Consider the following 15151-nt stretch of genomic DNA (forward strand, 5'->3'; position numbering starts at 1 on the left):
TGCGGAAGTGGTGCAAATTCTCTCTAGTTGAACTAGATACCATTTCTGACCTGCATGAAACTTGGTGCGCGATACTGGGATTGAACGAGAATCTGGGTTTGCTGGAGAAACCCTGCGCGAGCAGCAAAAATAGCATCTCACCTGCGGATAAACAAAGTATCACACATGGCATATTGCGGAGCTGTACGGTAGCTTTGTCGGTATCGTCAGTTCACGTTTAGTTCACGCCGAGCTGTGACCAGTACCGCGAGAGGGATGAGCCAGTGACGCGCGGAGAAGGCCGAAAAACACGCGATGCCGGGACGTTCGGCACGGTGCAGCAACTCCCGTCCGGTCGGTATCGGGCCATGTATTACGGGCCGGACGGCCGCCGCTATAAAGCACCCACCACGTTCAACGCCAAGGGCGACGCGCGCGGCTGGCTGTCGTTGCGCCACGCCGAGATCATCACCAAAGCGTGGACCCCGCCGCAGGCCGAGCAGGTGAGGGTCAGCCGGACCACGTTCGGCGAATACGCGCGGGTGTGGATGGCGCAGCGCGACATCAAGCAGCGCACCCGCGAGCACTACCAGCGGACGCTAGATCAGTTCCTCGTGCCGCGATTCGGTCATCTGCCGCTCGCGTCGATCACGCCCGACGACGTGCGAGCTTGGTACGCCGATTGGGGTACCGGCACCCCAACGCTTCGGTCGCATGCCTACGGCCTGTTGCGGACGATTCTCGGCACGGCGGCCAGTGACGGGAAAATCGGGGTCAACCCGTGCGTGATTCGCGGCGCTGGGACGACCAAGCGCGTCCACAAGATTCGGCCCGCCACACTTCCGGAGCTGGCGGCGCTGGCCGAGGCGATGCCCAAGCAGTACGCCGCCATGATTCTGCTCGCTTCGTGGTGCGCTCTGCGGTTCGGCGAGCTGACCGAGCTGCGCCGCCGGGACGTGTTGTTGTCGACCACCGACGATGACGGCACCGAGGTCCATACCGGCGTGCTGCGCATCGACCGGGCTGTGGTGCGGGTTAATGAGGGGTTTCAGATCACCACGCCGAAATCCGAAGCGGGAGCGCGTGATGTGGCCATCCCGCCGCACCTGATACCCGCCATCCGTGACCACCTGGCCGAGCACGTCGGCCCCGACGCCGATGCCCTGTTGTTCCCGGCGAAGAATGGCGGGCACCTCCAGCCCTCCACGCTCTACCGGCGGTTCTATACCGCTCGTGACGCGGCTGGTCGGCCCGATCTGCGGTTCCACGATTTGCGCCACAGCGGCGCGGTGCTGGCGGCGGCTACGGGTGCCACATTGGCCGAGCTGATGGCCCGGTTAGGCCACTCGACGCCGCAGGCCGCGATGCGCTACCAGCACGCGGCGCAGGGGAGAGACCAAGCCATCGCGGCGGCGTTGTCAAAGATCGCGCTGGGGTAGGGGTGTACCGCGCCTGACTACTGGTAACCGACCTCGAACCATGCGCGGTGCGGCAGCTGGCTCGTGTCGAGCGGCTCGTCAGGCAGCGTCATAATGATGGTGACTTTCACGGCGTCGGGGTCGACGTGGTCCTGCACGTATTGGATTAGCTCGCGCCTCAAGTCTGCGGAGTCGGTCAGACTCGCATCTGCTAGCGCGCGGGCGGTCTTCCCCTTGATCTTCATTCGCCCATCATGCGCCTCACTTGCGAAGCGCCTGGCCCGCGCGGCAGGATCGGTGCACCGACGTGTTCCAAGCTGCGCGGCGGGGTTCGACGTTTCCTTTCGCGCCTGGCCGCCCGGCCGTCAACACCGGGCGGCGCAGGTGAACACCCACCGCACACCACCGAGGTCTGTATAGGCCCGGCCGCGCGGTAAGCCGCTCCTGGTGAGCACCCCGGTTTCCAGCCGTGCTGGCCGGTCGATCCCTTATTCGATCCCTCACGTCTGGAGCAATCCCATGCCTTTGTACACACCTTCCGCCGCCGGAATCCTGACCAACGAAGAGGTCGGCGAGCTTGTCGTCAAGCCGGTCGGCCGCCTATCCGTCGCGTACCAGGTTTCGCAGGTTGTCGTCATCGGCTCGCACGACTTCCGCATCCCGCTGCTGAACGCGGACCCGACCAGCGCGTTCGTCGCAGAGGGCGCTGAGATCCCCGCCGACGACGCCGAAATCTCCGAGCTGATCGTCACGCCGAGAAAGGCCGCCGGTCTGTCGGTGATCTCGAAAGAGCTTGCAACAGACAGCATTAACGGCACCGCGCAGGACGTTGTAGGCCAGGCCCTGGCCCGCGACACCGCCCGCGCTATCGACGCCGCGTTCTTCGGCACCACCACCGCCAACGGTCCCAGCGGCCTTGGTGCGCTGGCGGGCGTGTCCGAGGTGGACGCCGGGACCATCAACACGCTGGACGCGTTCGCCGAGGCGCAGAGCCTCGCCGAAATGGCCGGGGCCGTCATCATCTACTGGGTGGCCAGCCCGACCACCGTGCTCACGCTGGCCAGGTTGAAGCGCGACGGGATCGGCTCGAATGAGCCTCTGTTGCAGCCGGACCCGACCAAGCCCGGTCGCCGTCAGATCTTCGGAGCACCGCTGCTGTCCTCCCCGGCGGTGGAGGATCACGAAATTTGGGGCATTCCAGCGTCCTACGTGACCGCGCCCGACGATGAGGACCAGAGCGGCCGTCTGTCCTACGTCGTACAGGCGCAGGACGCCACGCTGGACGTCGACGGTTCGGTGTTCTTCACCAGTGACCGCGTGGCCATCCGCACCACATTGCGTGTGGCGTTCGGCTGGCCCCACCCGGCCGCCGTGGTGAAGATCGAGCACGGCGGCAGCTAGTGCTGGCCACCACCGCCGACGTGGCGGCCCGGCTCGGGCGTGAACTCACCGAGTCGGAAACCACCCCAGCGGCCGGGTTGCTTACCGAAGCGTCCGCGTTGGTCGCCGGGTATCTGCGACGGGACTGGACGGCGCTTGACGACGTGCCCGACGCGGTCCGGGTAGTCGTCAGTCGCGTGGTCGCCCGCGCGCTCACGGGTGCGTCGACCAGCACCCTGCCCGACGGTGCCCAATCGTTCGGGTCAGCGCTCGGCCCGCTGACGCACCAAGTGCAACTGAGTCCCGATGTGGTGGTCGGGTCAGTGTGGTTGTCGCGCACCGACAAAACCACGCTGGCACCGTACAACCGGCGATACGCCGCCAACGTGCCCATGTGGGAAGGCGGCTGGTAAGTGAGCTTGGCCCTGACGTCCACCTGAACGCGTCGGGGTCAGAGGCAGAGGCCGTCCACTTCGGTGGGCGGCCTCTCGCTTGCGCGTGGCCAGCAAACCGGGTGAGCAATCCAGCAAACTTTTAAACGGGGGTGGGGGTTAACCCGCCCCTGGTGGAGGACGTCAAGGCGGCGGGACGCGACGCTCCCGGTAGGCTCAAAACCCCAGGTCAGGGGCTTAGTTGCGAATGCTAAGCAACGCTCTGACCTGCGCAAATACTCCAGCAAACCCCGATTTCGGCTCGCATCGAGCCCTGTGAGCACTGGAAATGACCCATAATTGCAGGTCAGAGGGTGTTTTTGCTTGCCGAATCCGGCGCCGAAACACCCTAAATCCAGCTCAGAGCTAACGTGTGAAAACACGTCAAAATCGGCCGGAAAATGTTTGCTCGACTCCGATTCCAGCAAACATTCATGCGGCGTCAGCAAACACCTGACGGCGGTGGCGCGGCGCAATATCGCGGTACCGTCAACGCATGCTACCGCGACTGTTTGGCCCGCGCCGGTGATGCACACCAGCGCGTCGGTGATCGGTGCGAACACCACGTTTCGCACGCTCATGGTCCACCCTGACGGCTCCAGTCCGGCGATGGTGTCCCAGTTGTGGAGGGCGACAAAGAATCCCGCTACCGCCATGTCGGCCAGCCAGTGGGCTTACCTGTTCACCCGCGCCGGGTACTCGGTCAACGGTGCACGCGCGCAGCGGCCGGACGCGCCGGTAGCGCTCTATCGCGGTGCCACCGAGGCCGGGCGGTTCGGTTTGGCGTGGTCGACCGAGCGCCGCGTCGCCGAACGGTTCGCCCGCAAGCCAGGTAGTCATCTCTGGACAGCCAGCGTCCAGCCAAAGCACTTGCTGGCCTACATCTCTCACCCGCGCGACCCCGAACATGAGTATGTGGTCGACCCGGCCGGACTCGGCGACCACAACGTCAGCCGCGACGGGCAGGCATCGGTACCGCAACCGCCGCCAGCGGCCCCGGTGACCGGCGGGATGCTCTGGGAAGCGCGGCGCGACATCCGGCGCGCAGAGGCGGCAATACGGCGCGTGTCAGGTACCAAGTCGGGCCGCCCGATGTCCTAACGTCGATGGGTGACCACTGACTCGCTGCTCTTTCGCATGCCCTCGCGGACGCTGTGGACGGCAGTGGGGCTCATCTCGACCGCACTGATACTGATCGCCGTCGTCGTGCGGGCGGACCCCACCGGCCTGAAGGCCATAGCCGATGCGGTAAACGCAATCGGCGCTTCATTCACGTTCTTGGGCGTGCTTTATGCCGTTGCACGCGCCAACGACTCGTTGCGTAAGTGGCGCAAAGATGTTCTGCGCCGACTTCGAGGTCTCGGCATACCGGCGACGGTTTACGCCAGCCGCGCAGAGGCGCAGGCGCAAGCATTCAATATGAGCATCATCATTGATCAGGATTTCACCGCTGCCGACGAATTGGCCGACCCCGTCGAACGGCTCCACGCCCGCACCGACATTCTGCTCATGGTCGCCAGGAACTTGCAGGCGATGGTGACGTCAGCAGAGACCGAAGTGCGCGACGTGCGCCGCGAGCTGGTGCATAGGGACGCAACAACGCGCAAAGAACTGCGGGAGGGCGACGACCGCGCCCGCACCGAAGGCGCTGCGGCACTTCAATTATTCGCCGACACCGCCAAACAAAACGAAGCTATCGACTTGCGTCTAGCCATCGTAGGTACGTTCTTCCAAGCGTTCGGCGCGGTGCTGAGTTTCTACACGTAGGGTTACCGCCGCTTGCTGCCCTCGCGTATCGCTTCGCTCCACGTGGTGATGCCGCGCTGCGTGGCCGATAGGTTGCCCTGCTGCGGGTTGGGCTGCGGTGCGGCTTGTTTCGGCGTGAACGCGGCTGCCGTGCTACGGACAGTCTCCACCAACCGGGTCACGTCCAGAGTGCCGGTGTCAGCATCCACCAGGGAACCGATCCCGCCCTCACCGAGCGCGACAAGCAGGTGGGGCCGAAACGCGTCCGGTTCAAAACGGGCCGACCGGATCGCCATGTCCACCACCGCCAGACGTTGTGCGTCGAGCTGCGCCGCGGTGGCGGCGTGCGCGTTCTCCAGCTCGGTGACGCGCTCGGAGTGCGCCGTCTCGGCTTGCGCTAGAGCATCTTTTGCCTCCCTCATACGGACTCTGTACCTCGCTGCCTCCCGGCCGATTGCAGCGTCGTCGCGCGCGTCATCGGCGGCGGCCTGGTCGTCGCGCACCGCCGGGTCGGTGTCTTCCGACTGGCCATCGGTGGTGTCGATCAGATCGGGGGTAACGACGGGGGCGGCCGGATCAGCCTGCGGTGCGGTGGTGGGCGCGGGGGCGGTCATTACGGTGTCTCACTTTCCAGTTGTGGCCAGCGCCGGTTGTGCGCGGGGCCGATGAACGTCACGCGGGTAGTCAGTTCGTCGGGAAGCTCATAGCTCAAATGCTCCAGCAGCATTCGCTCCGTTTCGGTGGCCGCCCGGTCGAAGACACGGACAAGCTCAGGCGTGGCGTCGACACCTTCGGTACGGATACCGGGTACCACCATGCGCACCGTGCGCCAGGTGAGCGCGCTATCGGCGGCCCATCCCGCTTCCCAGCGCGCTCGGTCGGCGGCGTGAGTCGAGTCTTCGGCCCGTTGCAGTGCATCGGGCAGCCATTCAAAGCAAGCCCAACCCCTGACCCCGTTGTCGTCAATCCTCGGACCTATGTCGTTGTGCAATGTCATCTCTCATCCTTTGATCTGGTTGCGGATCTTGGCCAATGCCAAAGGGTTTCCCTCGAATAGCTCGGCCAACATCGCCACAATGGCGATGGTGTGCAACGGCATTGGCGTCGGGCTATTCGTGGTGTAGCAGTACGGATGGCACTGGCCGATCTGGTCGACGGGAACGGTCATCAGCTTGATCAGCGCCACCGCGAATTGGACGGCCTCGGCGCGTGCCCGGTAATTGGTTAACCGCATCTCGTCGGCGTCGGCGTCGGCGCCCGGCGCCGGGGTCAGCCACGCCACCGCCAACCCGGCGCCGTCCGGGTGCTCATACAACACCTTCGCCAGAATCCAGACGGCGGCGCGGGCCAGGGCTGGCTGGTCGGCGTAGGCGGCCAGCACCGCACCAACGCCGTCCGCATCGCGCAGAGCGGCAATCTCACTGACTGCCAGAACTTTCCGCGCCGCTCGCAGATCTTCGGGTGACCACTGTTCTTGCTGCCATTGGAGCCATTGGAACGCGTCCCCGGCCGCCCAGTGCAGGGGATGGTCGTGGGGGAGTTCGTTCGGGTTGGTCGTCATCAATGTTCTCCGTTGTCGAGCGTGATGGGTTGCAGTCCAGTCGAAATCGTGCGGGCAGTAATGGCCGGCGGATTACCCACCACCATTCGGCAGGCGCGGCAGTACCGGTCATCGTCCAGCGGTGGGCGGATGCGGCACCGGTGACACCAGCGCTCACCGTGGCGGCGGCCGTTCAGCCGGTACCGGTACCCGGTGTACGAGGGTTGCCGCAGAATCGACCCATCGGCAACCAGGTCGGCGAGCACCGCACCGAGCGCGAAGCGCCACTTGGACCAGATCCGGACCTGAATTTCGCCGGTTGACATTGAGGCGGGTAACGCGGCGCGCAGGATGGCCAGCGCCGACCGCCTACAGGCATACCGGGCCTTGGTGGTCAGCTCGTCGTCGTGGTCGCTCACCGTTGCACCTCGTGGGCCAGTGCGGCGAGGCAGTGGCCGCAGTACTGGCCAGTCGCCCGCCTGCGACGTGTCCGGCACCGGGTGCACATCCTCGGGTCGACGGCCGGTTCCGGTGCCCGTTCCGGCACGGCGTGAACGAGGGTGTACCGGCTGCCGCCGTTGACGGCCTCGGCGACCACCTGACCGGATGCCGTTAGCTCGCCCAGTGCGTAGACCAGACCCGGTCGGTGGGTGGCCTTCACCCGGCGGCGAAGCTCGGCACCGGCCAGCGGGCCGCTGGCAAGTAGGCGAAGCACCGCACGACGGGCGGCATAGATTGCGACGTCAGTTGTCATCGGCTCGCCACGGTTCGCTGAACACGCCGAGGTGGACAAAAGTGGACAAGGTGGACAGGTGGACACGATTCGGGCGATTCTCGGCCAAAACCTAAAACCCCAGGTAAGTAAGTAAATTTGACCAATCGCGGGTAGTGGCTTTCGGATGGTCGCGCAGGGCATGTCCACCGTGTCCACTTGTCCACCCCCGCATTCGGGCGGATCGAGTTTGCTCTCATGGGACTTTCACCTGGCCGTCCTCGTGGGTGATGAGCTGGTTGCATTCCATGGCCCGCGCGAGGGCGTCCTCGAAGAACCGGCGGTCGCGCGCGGCAAGCCGCTTGCGGAGGGCCGCAGTTGTCAGAGGACCGTGCGCCGTGGTCGCACGCACGAGGACGCCGACAACGCGCTGTGTGGCCCTCTCGTGCGTCATCTCCTCGGCGACGGATGCGCGGATACCCTCGCCTCGGCCGCGTGCCTCGTTCGCCCTCGCAGCGGCGCGGGTGAGGGCGTCACCGCACCTGGCCCGCGTGAGATCCGATACGGCCATCACCGATCCCGATAGCCGCCAATCCTCGTCGGTAATGGTGGCTCGGCCACCATCGAGCACCGCCACGGCGGCAGCCACCTTCGCCCGTACGAATAAGGCGTGCCCGTCGAGCGCATCCCCAACGCCTTGGGCGCGCGCCTCGGCGGACTGTTCGATCTCATCGCGCGCCGCGTCGCACATTCCGAAAACCGAGGGCCACAAACCCGTAGGACCAACTAAATCGGTCGGCTTGGGTTTTGGTGGCCGATTGTGTCGGCTTACCCTGCGGTCGGTGACGGGCATCCACAGGAACCGCTGCGGGGTACCACCTGCGGCGTCATTGAGTAAAACATCGGAGTGTTCGGGCTGGACTCCGACAATCATGGTCAGGCGATACTTATCGGCGGGCACAAGGAGACGCTTGGACTCGTCGGAGTAGCCAAAACCTAGGGTCTCACCCGAAAACCCCTGGCGCAGAATCGTCTGCAATGTCGATCCGGTGCGACTACCGAGGGCCGCGAGCGACTGCACTTCGGCGCAGTCAATAACGGCATTGTTCCGCGTGTAGACGAACTGATCACCACCGACCTGGTGAATCACCACCGGCGGATTGTCTTGGTCCTTCGGTGGTTTGATTTCGTCCGACGTCGGACGCCGCACAAACAACTTCACCAAGCCTTCGCCAGAGCCCGGCGGGACGTCCACCTCGCTACGGCCGACATACCGGCGTGCGGCACGGCAGGTGCGACCCTTGTTCGCCCCAGATGGACCCACGAGCGCGAGAAACAGGTTCAGTGACCCCGGTGAGTCGTCGTCGGCGATGCCGGGTAGCGCCACGTAATGCGGAATGAAATCGAGCACATAGATCAGGATTGCGCCGAGTAGGCCCCATGGTGACACCATGCACGCCAGCGCGTAATCCCGAATCTTGCACAGCGATTCGCGCGACTCCCAGAAACCGGCCTCGGCATCTTCCAACGCGAGAACAGGCGGTTGTTGGGTATGCCCACGAGGTCTGACGGTTACGCCGTGTTTTTGCGGTATCGACCGTGCCGGTACTGCGGCAGGCCCGCTGCGGTCTGCCGCCGCGAAGGCGCGGTCGATGGTGCCCTCAACCTTCCGGAGTCCGTCCTCGTCAGCGTGTCCGTTGATTATTGAGGCATCGCGCGCCGCCGCGCGTATCTGGTCGCGCGCCTCGGATGTGAATGGCGCATGCTCCGCTGCGCGGGCAGTTTTCCTGAACAGCAGGTCATTTCGAGTTCCTGACCGCGCGTTGGCGATATCGGATATCGCGCCGCTCACCGTCGCGGTGGAGTACTCCGGATTCTCTCCGGGCGGCACAGGCGCGCCATTGTCAACAATCGAGCGAGAAACGCTGTGGCGCTGGCTGTTCAGCTTTTCTACTGCTGCAACCAGCTCGGGCGTCGTGTCAACGGCGATGTCTAAGTGCGCTTCCATTGCGAACACGTCGGCAACAGCCCGTCTGACGATTGACGGCTGCCAATCGCCGTCCGGCCAGCCTTCGGGCTTGGGTGGCAATTGCGCGTTCACAGGATGCCGCCATAGCCACGGCTGCGGGTGTACCGGACCACGTCTAGGCGCTCGGCGAAATCCTCGCTGTCAACTACGTTGGGCACTGAGACCCCTGACTCTGCTGACCGGTGGACATGGACTCGTCGCTACGGCCTCGCTTCGGCGGGGCCGTAGTCGTGTCGGAGAACAGCACGCTCACTAGATGCCACCGCCGAACGGGACCATCGCGGCGTCGATTTCGTTGAGGTCCAAGCGGACTAGCTTCGGCCCCGAACGGTAGGCAGTCAGACGGCCGTCAGCCACCATCTGCCGAATGGTTCGGGTGGTGACGCCGAGATAGTCCGCCGCATCGGTAGGGCTGACGTAGCGGCGTCGGGCGTCGGGGTGACGACGTTGTGCGCGGTTGGGGACAAGGGGTTTGGCGGTACGTGTGGCCACGGCATTTCTCCAGACGACGACGAATCAACGGGGTGATCCGGAGTCAGAGAAATGCGTGTCTACTGGTACTGGCGGATTGGTCCTGCTCCCGCCGCCGGTACGCGCTCCGTGGGTGCTGCTCACTTCGTGGTGCCGTCCGGGGATGGGGCTCCACTAGGTTGCGGCCGAGGCTAGCGGAAGATCGCGGCGAACGCACATGGCGACCAACATTCAGCGCGGGCCAGGCCAGGGGAGTGGGCGCCGGACAGCGTGGGCCTATTTGCAGGTCAGTTCACAAGTAGTTCACGACCGCCGTGCTGCGGGCAAAAAAATAGCCCCTGATCAGGGGCTATGATGGTGCGCGATACTGGGATTGAACCAGTGACCTCTTCCGTGTCAGGGAAGCGCTCTCCCGCTGAGCTAATCGCGCCGGGTCCAACTTTTGGAGGTGGAGACGGGAATCGAACCCGTGTGCACGGCTTTGCAGGCCGTTGCCTCACCACTCGGCCACTCCACCGCTGGGGTTGATGCCTTTTGCACCTTCGAGCGGATGACGGGATTCGAACCCGCGACCCCAACCTTGGCAAGGTTGTGCGCTACCAACTGCGCTACATCCGCGTGCCTCGGGTGAGATCGTCACCCGGTGCGGGATGGAACATTAGTCCAACCATGCGGCGAACTACAAATCACTTGGAACGGAACGGCAATCGGTCTTAAAACAGCTGGTAAACCTGACGTGCGACAGAGAAGCCGTGACCGGTGCCCGTGTCGCGGCACGAGATGCCGTTCTCGGAGCTGTCGCAGCTCAGCCGTCCGCGGGTGATCGACTGGCCGTAGGCGAGTGCTCTCTCGCCGCCGAGGGTGGTGTCGCCGGCGCAGACGAAGGCCGCGCGCTCGCCCGGCGCCAGGCCGATGCCCTGGCCATAGTCGAACTCGCAGTCTGCGGGCCGCGGCGGCGGACTCCAGTCCCGGTCGATGATGTCGCAGCGCGCGTAGTCAGCGTCCAGGATGCAGCCGACGTTGCCTGTCGGTGAGATGAACGTCACCAGATCGCCCGGTTCGGCACCGGCCACCGGGGCGGTCAGGACCAGGAGCGACCACGAGGCGATGACGGCGAGGGCCTGGCGCTTCATCGGCCAGACGCTACCGCCGGGCCGGCCCCCGGGCTGGGTAACGGCTGTGGAAACCGTCCGGCCGCCGCGATTCGGAGCCGGTGTGACCACCGTGCTAACCTTCCCTCTCGTTCCCCGGTCTCGTAGCTCAGGGGGAGAGCGTCCGCCTCACACGCGGAAGGTCGCTGGTTCGATCCCAGCCGGGACCACCGCAAGAACCCCACTCAGGTGGGGTTCTTTGGTTTAGCCGACAAAGCTCGGCAAAATTATCCGGCCGAGGTGGCGGATCGCCGTGGCGGATGGTCGCGGAAGGTCGAACCTGGGTCCACACAGGAGTCGCTCGGCCCCGCTTCCGCTCACTCATCGCCGGAATGTCATTCCGGCCACTGGAATCTTGTCGACCCCGCCGGTCGTGATCTTCGGACATCTATGCGCGTTCGCTGTTCAGAACTCATCCACTGCTGAGGATGTTGAATATCCGGAGCCATCCTCACAGCAGACCCGGCGCAAACCGAGGCCGGGCAGGCGTCGCGGCCGTCCACACCGGCTGAACAAGGTGAGGACCAAGCTACCCGTGTTCAAGCGGTGACCGAGCCGTTGTCGTTGTAGGCGAGGTTGTTCATGGAGTTCAGTGATAGGTAGCGGCATCGACGTCGGATGCATTGCCGGCGTGAGGCAAGGGCGCGTTCCGTTGCATGCCACTTCAGTCGCCGGGTGTCCGTCGCTTCATCTTCTGCTGGTACATGGCGGCGTCAGCCTGACGTAGAAGGAGATCGATGTCGTCGGTGGGGCCACGTGTCCATCCGACCGAGGCACTGAGCATGACGGGCGTAGTAGGTGTGGGATAACCACCAGTGAGCGAGACGCGGACGGTGTCGGCCAACGCTTCTACCTCTTCACTGGCTGCGTCGATGCACAGCACGACGAACTCGTCACCTCCCATACGGTAGGCCGAATCGGGTGGCTCGATGGACCGCGTCAGCAATTGAGCGGCGTGGACGAGCACAGTGTCGCCGACGACGTGTCCGTGGTTGTCGTTGATGAACTTGAACCTATCCAGATCGACAAAGACGATGCCCACCGGCGCTGCGGGATTGGTGTCACGAAACCGGTCGACGTGCACGGTCAGGGCGTGTCGATTGAGCAGTCCGGTGAGCGGGTCGGTCAGCGCGAGCCGTGCGAGTTCGGCTTCGGCGTGTCTGCGGGCGGTGACATCTTGGAACTGCGCGACGAGGAGGTCCTGCCCGCCATGCGCGCCAGGGACCAGAACGGCGTTGCGTTGCATCCAGATTGTCGTGCCGTCGCGTCGGAGGTAGCGACGTTCGGAAGACACTTCTCGCACCGAGCCGTCCTGTAGGCGGGCAAGGTCGGAGACAGCGGACGAGCGGTCGTCCGGGTGGACGAGTTCGCGAAAGTCCCTGCCGATCAAATCCTTTGGCTGATAGCCCAGAAGGGCGCACAGTGCCGGGTTGATCTGCAACGTGTGCGCTGAGGTGGTCAGCACGGCTTTGCCGAACGGGGCGTTGGTCATGCTGATTTCGAATAGCCGGATGGCCTCGTCACGGGAGTGTTCGGCCTCCACCCGGGCAGTGACGTCGGTGACCTGGACGTAGAAGCCCCGCACCTGCCCGTCGACGACGTCGGGGAGATAGGAGGCTTGGGTGTATCGGCTCACGCCTTGCTGGTCGATGAGGGTGCGTTCGAAGAGCTGTTGCTGCCCCGCCAGCGCGCCCTCGATGAAGGGCAGGTTCAGCGTATAGACCTCCTCACCAAGGATGTCGCTGATGTGACGTCCGCGTGCCTGCTCCGGAGTGACGCCGAAGTACTCGACGTAGGCGACGTTGGCGAAGACGTTCCGTAGGTCGCTGTCCCAATAGCCGATCAACGCCGGAAGGCGATCCAGCAGGGCTCGCAGCCGACGGACTTCCTCCTGCGGGAGCGACCCGACCTGGTGATTTTCATCTCGGCTGGGCATCTCGCCCGCCATCACCAGGGAAACCCGACAACAGCGCTTGCATGCAGGCTGCACCAACAGGCAGGGCCAAATCCACCAGCTTTCGAGGTCATTGCTACCTCCTCCCAAAACGAGCCTAAGCCTCGGAGTCGGGCGTGACGATGACAACCAGCTGGCCGCCCCTGGGCTATAAATCGCGGATCTACCGCGTGAGACCGAGGTAGGAGGGCATCGCTGGCCGCCTCCAGTGCATCGTCTTAGACGTGCCCGTGTACCCGCAGAGTGAGCGATGTCGATCGAAAAGATGCCCCAACGTGGGCTTGAACAGTGGGTGCTCAGATGTGGTTAACCACGGTCTCGACGACCGCGGCGCCGCCCAGCCAACCGATGTTCATGTCGTCCCCTGAGAGTCCACGCCCACCGCGATAACGGCCTCCGCGCGTGCCACCAGCACCGCGAGATCTCGATCGATATGCGTCTGCCCATCGATGATCTGTGCCAACTGGGACGAATGGACCGCGTCCATGACGATGAGTCCATTGACATCGGGACTGTCCCGGAGAAACTGCGTCACGCCGGAGTCGCAGGAGATTGGATAGATGTGCACGTCCGGAAACCGCCAATGCCAGTCGGAAACCAGGTGGTCGAGCTCCTCACCTGAGGTGTTGCCGCCGGACGAGGTGTGTGTACCGACGGCGAGCATGGGCCATCCCCGGTACCGCGCCTCGGAGACTGCTTCGGTGATGACCGTGCGGTCGCCTTCCATATGGCGGGTGACCGGTACGACGATCCAGCGCAACGGATCATTCTGCGCAGCAGTACTTTCGGTACCGTGGACGACAACCACAGCGCATGCAGCATCGTCGGCTACCGAGGCGGCTGTCGAACCAAGCATGGTTCGGCCCATTCGGCCCATGCCTGACGATCCGACGCAGATGAGCGCGGCATCAGGGGATTCGGCCAGCAGACTGCCTGCAGGGGAGCCCCGGGTGATGGATGTCTGCACCGTCACGCTCGGGTTGCGTGCGGTGACCACGGCACGTGCGGCTGCCAGTGCGCCTTTCGCCGTATCCACCTCGGACTCGTACTCGGCGGCCGACAGGGTGCCGGTCAAGTCGGTGCGGATGGCATAGATCAGCCTCAGCGCGCAGTGCCTCCGCAACGCCTCGTCAACTGCCCACGATGCCGCATGTTGCGCCTGCACTGAGCCGTCGATACCCACGATGATCGATTTAGTTGCTTGCTCTGACATTTCGCGTCCTCTCGTACCGGGGTCGAGCTTGGGAATGACTCAATCAAGGCGACGCATCGGTGCACTGGAGTCTTTGGTCACTGACGTGCTGCCATTGGTCTGAGCGTGGTGAGGTTGTGCTGCCGTGCCATGCTCACTGAGCCACTCAGTATGTCGAACGATCTGGCTAGTCATTGCGCACCACGATCACCGGGGAATGAATTTGGTGAACAACGGCCGAGCTCACCGATCCCAGGAGCATGCCGGCGAAGCCGCCACGGCCATGGCTGCCGACGATCACCAGTTGCGCCGATTCGGATTGGGCAAGCAGATTCTGGACAGGCTGGTCGCGCACGACCACCCTGCGTACCACCACGTCGGGATAGCGTTCCTGCCAGCCCGCCAGGCGCTCGGCCAGGGTCTCTCCGGCTTCCGCCGCGAAGGCTGGCCACGGCATCGGCAAGACTTCCGGCCATTCCGTATTGCTGAACGCGTGCAGGGCGACCAACTCGGCGTGGCGCCAGGAGGCCTCTTCGAATGCGAGCGCCGTCGCACGCTCTGAGGCCGGAGAACCGTCGATACCGACGACCACCGGTCCGCCGGTGGACTCCGCACTGACCGGGCCGTGGATGACGGTGACCGGGCAGTGTGCGTGATGAATAAGGGCAGTGCTCACCGACCCGAGGAGCATTCGTCCCGCCGCGCCCAAGCCGCGACTGCCGACAACGACCATCGCCGCCTGCTTGCTGAGATCGATGAGGGTCGGAACCACGGTCGTCAATGACACCTCTGTGCTGATGTCCAAGGTCGTGCCGGGCACGCTGTCGCGTGCGATTCGAGCGGCGTCGGCGACGACTTTGTCCGCTTGATCCTGTTGCCAGGCAGCGAATTCCGCTGTGATCGGCGAACCGAACATTCCGGGTTCGGACCAGCCGTTCGCAACCGGGTTGACGACGCTGACGATGCTCAGTTGCTGGTGGCGCAGAACCGCCTCCGCAGCGGCCCAGCGCACCGCGTCGTCGGAAGGTCCGGAACCGTCGACGGCGACCAGTACACCATGGTGGGGGGAGGTAGTGATGGACATGGAACGTTCTCCTTCAGGGTCTGAAGCAGTTGGGTGGATAGCTGTGGTCATGAGATCTGCGATG

General features: G+C 64.4%; 17 protein-coding genes and 4 tRNA genes. 6 read left to right on the top strand and 15 right to left on the bottom strand.

The window, feature by feature from the left end; genetic code table 11:
- Positions 1 to 263 precede the first annotated feature (263 nt).
- Positions 264 to 1418: a tyrosine-type recombinase/integrase gene (locus AC1DY7_RS10745; RefSeq protein WP_477493665.1), complete on the top strand. Its 1155-nt coding sequence runs from the start codon at positions 264 to 266 to the stop codon at positions 1416 to 1418.
- 17 nt (positions 1419 to 1435) lie between these two features.
- Here the strand turns inward: AC1DY7_RS10745 and AC1DY7_RS10750 are convergent, their stop codons facing one another.
- Positions 1436 to 1642, bottom strand: coding sequence for a hypothetical protein (locus AC1DY7_RS10750; RefSeq protein ID WP_477493666.1), 207 nt, complete (start codon positions 1640 to 1642; stop codon positions 1436 to 1438).
- A 202-nt stretch (positions 1643 to 1844) separates the two neighbouring features.
- On the opposite strand from AC1DY7_RS10750, the gene AC1DY7_RS10755 reads away from it, so the two are divergent.
- From AC1DY7_RS10755 to AC1DY7_RS10770, 4 genes are all read left to right on the top strand, one after another.
- Complete coding sequence (locus AC1DY7_RS10755) at positions 1845 to 2798, top strand: phage major capsid protein (RefSeq protein WP_477493667.1); 954 nt, start codon at positions 1845 to 1847, stop codon at positions 2796 to 2798.
- Positions 2798 to 3190, top strand: a complete 393-nt coding sequence (locus AC1DY7_RS10760; protein WP_477493668.1) for a hypothetical protein — start codon at positions 2798 to 2800, stop codon at positions 3188 to 3190. The genes AC1DY7_RS10755 and AC1DY7_RS10760 overlap by 1 nt, the downstream gene beginning before the upstream one ends.
- A 672-nt stretch (positions 3191 to 3862) precedes the next feature.
- A complete protein-coding gene (locus AC1DY7_RS10765; protein WP_477493669.1) occupies positions 3863 to 4309 on the top strand; it encodes a hypothetical protein in 447 nt (148 codons plus the stop codon).
- Between the two features lie 9 nt (positions 4310 to 4318).
- Positions 4319 to 4975 (top strand): hypothetical protein, encoded by a 657-nt coding sequence (locus tag AC1DY7_RS10770; protein ID WP_477493670.1) that lies wholly within the window; start codon positions 4319 to 4321, stop codon positions 4973 to 4975.
- A 2-nt stretch (positions 4976 to 4977) separates the two neighbouring features.
- On the opposite strand, the gene AC1DY7_RS10775 is transcribed toward AC1DY7_RS10770, so the two are convergent.
- The 11 genes from AC1DY7_RS10775 to AC1DY7_RS10825 all read right to left on the bottom strand — a co-directional run bounded on the left by AC1DY7_RS10775 (position 4978) and on the right by AC1DY7_RS10825 (position 10839).
- Positions 4978 to 5568, bottom strand: coding sequence for a hypothetical protein (locus AC1DY7_RS10775; protein WP_477493671.1), 591 nt, complete (start codon positions 5566 to 5568; stop codon positions 4978 to 4980).
- Positions 5568 to 5951: a hypothetical protein gene (locus AC1DY7_RS10780; RefSeq protein WP_477493672.1), complete on the bottom strand. Its 384-nt coding sequence runs from the start codon at positions 5949 to 5951 to the stop codon at positions 5568 to 5570. Before AC1DY7_RS10780 ends, AC1DY7_RS10775 begins: the two co-directional genes overlap by 1 nt.
- Positions 5952 to 5954: 3 nt before the next feature.
- Positions 5955 to 6515, bottom strand: coding sequence for a hypothetical protein (locus AC1DY7_RS10785; RefSeq protein ID WP_477493673.1), 561 nt, complete (start codon positions 6513 to 6515; stop codon positions 5955 to 5957).
- Positions 6515 to 6913 carry a hypothetical protein gene (locus AC1DY7_RS10790; protein WP_477493674.1) on the bottom strand — a complete coding sequence of 133 codons (399 nt, stop codon included), beginning with the start codon at positions 6911 to 6913 and terminating at the stop codon, positions 6515 to 6517. The genes AC1DY7_RS10785 and AC1DY7_RS10790 overlap by 1 nt, the downstream gene beginning before the upstream one ends.
- Positions 6910 to 7248 (bottom strand): hypothetical protein, encoded by a 339-nt coding sequence (locus tag AC1DY7_RS10795; protein ID WP_477493675.1) that lies wholly within the window; start codon positions 7246 to 7248, stop codon positions 6910 to 6912. Before AC1DY7_RS10795 ends, AC1DY7_RS10790 begins: the two co-directional genes overlap by 4 nt.
- Positions 7249 to 7462: 214 nt before the next feature.
- On the bottom strand, positions 7463 to 9307 hold the full coding sequence (locus AC1DY7_RS10800) for a hypothetical protein (protein WP_477493676.1): 1845 nt from the start codon (positions 9305 to 9307) through the stop codon (positions 7463 to 7465).
- Between the two features lie 180 nt (positions 9308 to 9487).
- Positions 9488 to 9727, bottom strand: a complete 240-nt coding sequence (locus tag AC1DY7_RS10805; protein WP_477493677.1) for an excisionase family DNA-binding protein — start codon at positions 9725 to 9727, stop codon at positions 9488 to 9490.
- A 334-nt stretch (positions 9728 to 10061) separates the two neighbouring features.
- Positions 10062 to 10136: transfer RNA gene (locus AC1DY7_RS10810), tRNA-Val, on the bottom strand.
- A 13-nt stretch (positions 10137 to 10149) separates the two neighbouring features.
- A tRNA-Cys gene (locus tag AC1DY7_RS10815) sits at positions 10150 to 10223 on the bottom strand.
- A gap of 28 nt (positions 10224 to 10251) precedes the next feature.
- Positions 10252 to 10324, bottom strand: a tRNA-Gly gene (locus AC1DY7_RS10820).
- 95 nt (positions 10325 to 10419) lie between these two features.
- Positions 10420 to 10839 carry a DUF6636 domain-containing protein gene (locus AC1DY7_RS10825; RefSeq protein WP_477493678.1) on the bottom strand — a complete coding sequence of 140 codons (420 nt, stop codon included), beginning with the start codon at positions 10837 to 10839 and terminating at the stop codon, positions 10420 to 10422.
- A 116-nt stretch (positions 10840 to 10955) separates the two neighbouring features.
- Here AC1DY7_RS10825 and AC1DY7_RS10830 point away from each other — a divergent pair.
- Positions 10956 to 11027: transfer RNA gene (locus AC1DY7_RS10830), tRNA-Val, on the top strand.
- A 494-nt stretch (positions 11028 to 11521) separates the two neighbouring features.
- On the opposite strand, the gene AC1DY7_RS10835 is transcribed toward AC1DY7_RS10830, so the two are convergent.
- From AC1DY7_RS10835 to AC1DY7_RS10845, 3 genes are all read right to left on the bottom strand, one after another.
- Positions 11522 to 12805, bottom strand: coding sequence for a sensor domain-containing diguanylate cyclase (locus tag AC1DY7_RS10835; protein WP_477493809.1), 1284 nt, complete (start codon positions 12803 to 12805; stop codon positions 11522 to 11524).
- A 358-nt stretch (positions 12806 to 13163) separates the two neighbouring features.
- Complete coding sequence (locus tag AC1DY7_RS10840) at positions 13164 to 14024, bottom strand: universal stress protein (protein WP_477493679.1); 861 nt, start codon at positions 14022 to 14024, stop codon at positions 13164 to 13166.
- A gap of 166 nt (positions 14025 to 14190) precedes the next feature.
- Positions 14191 to 15087 carry a universal stress protein gene (locus AC1DY7_RS10845; RefSeq protein WP_477493810.1) on the bottom strand — a complete coding sequence of 299 codons (897 nt, stop codon included), beginning with the start codon at positions 15085 to 15087 and terminating at the stop codon, positions 14191 to 14193.
- Positions 15088 to 15151 lie beyond the last annotated feature (64 nt).

The sequence above is a fragment of the Mycobacterium sp. P2_H7 genome (assembly GCF_056403275.1).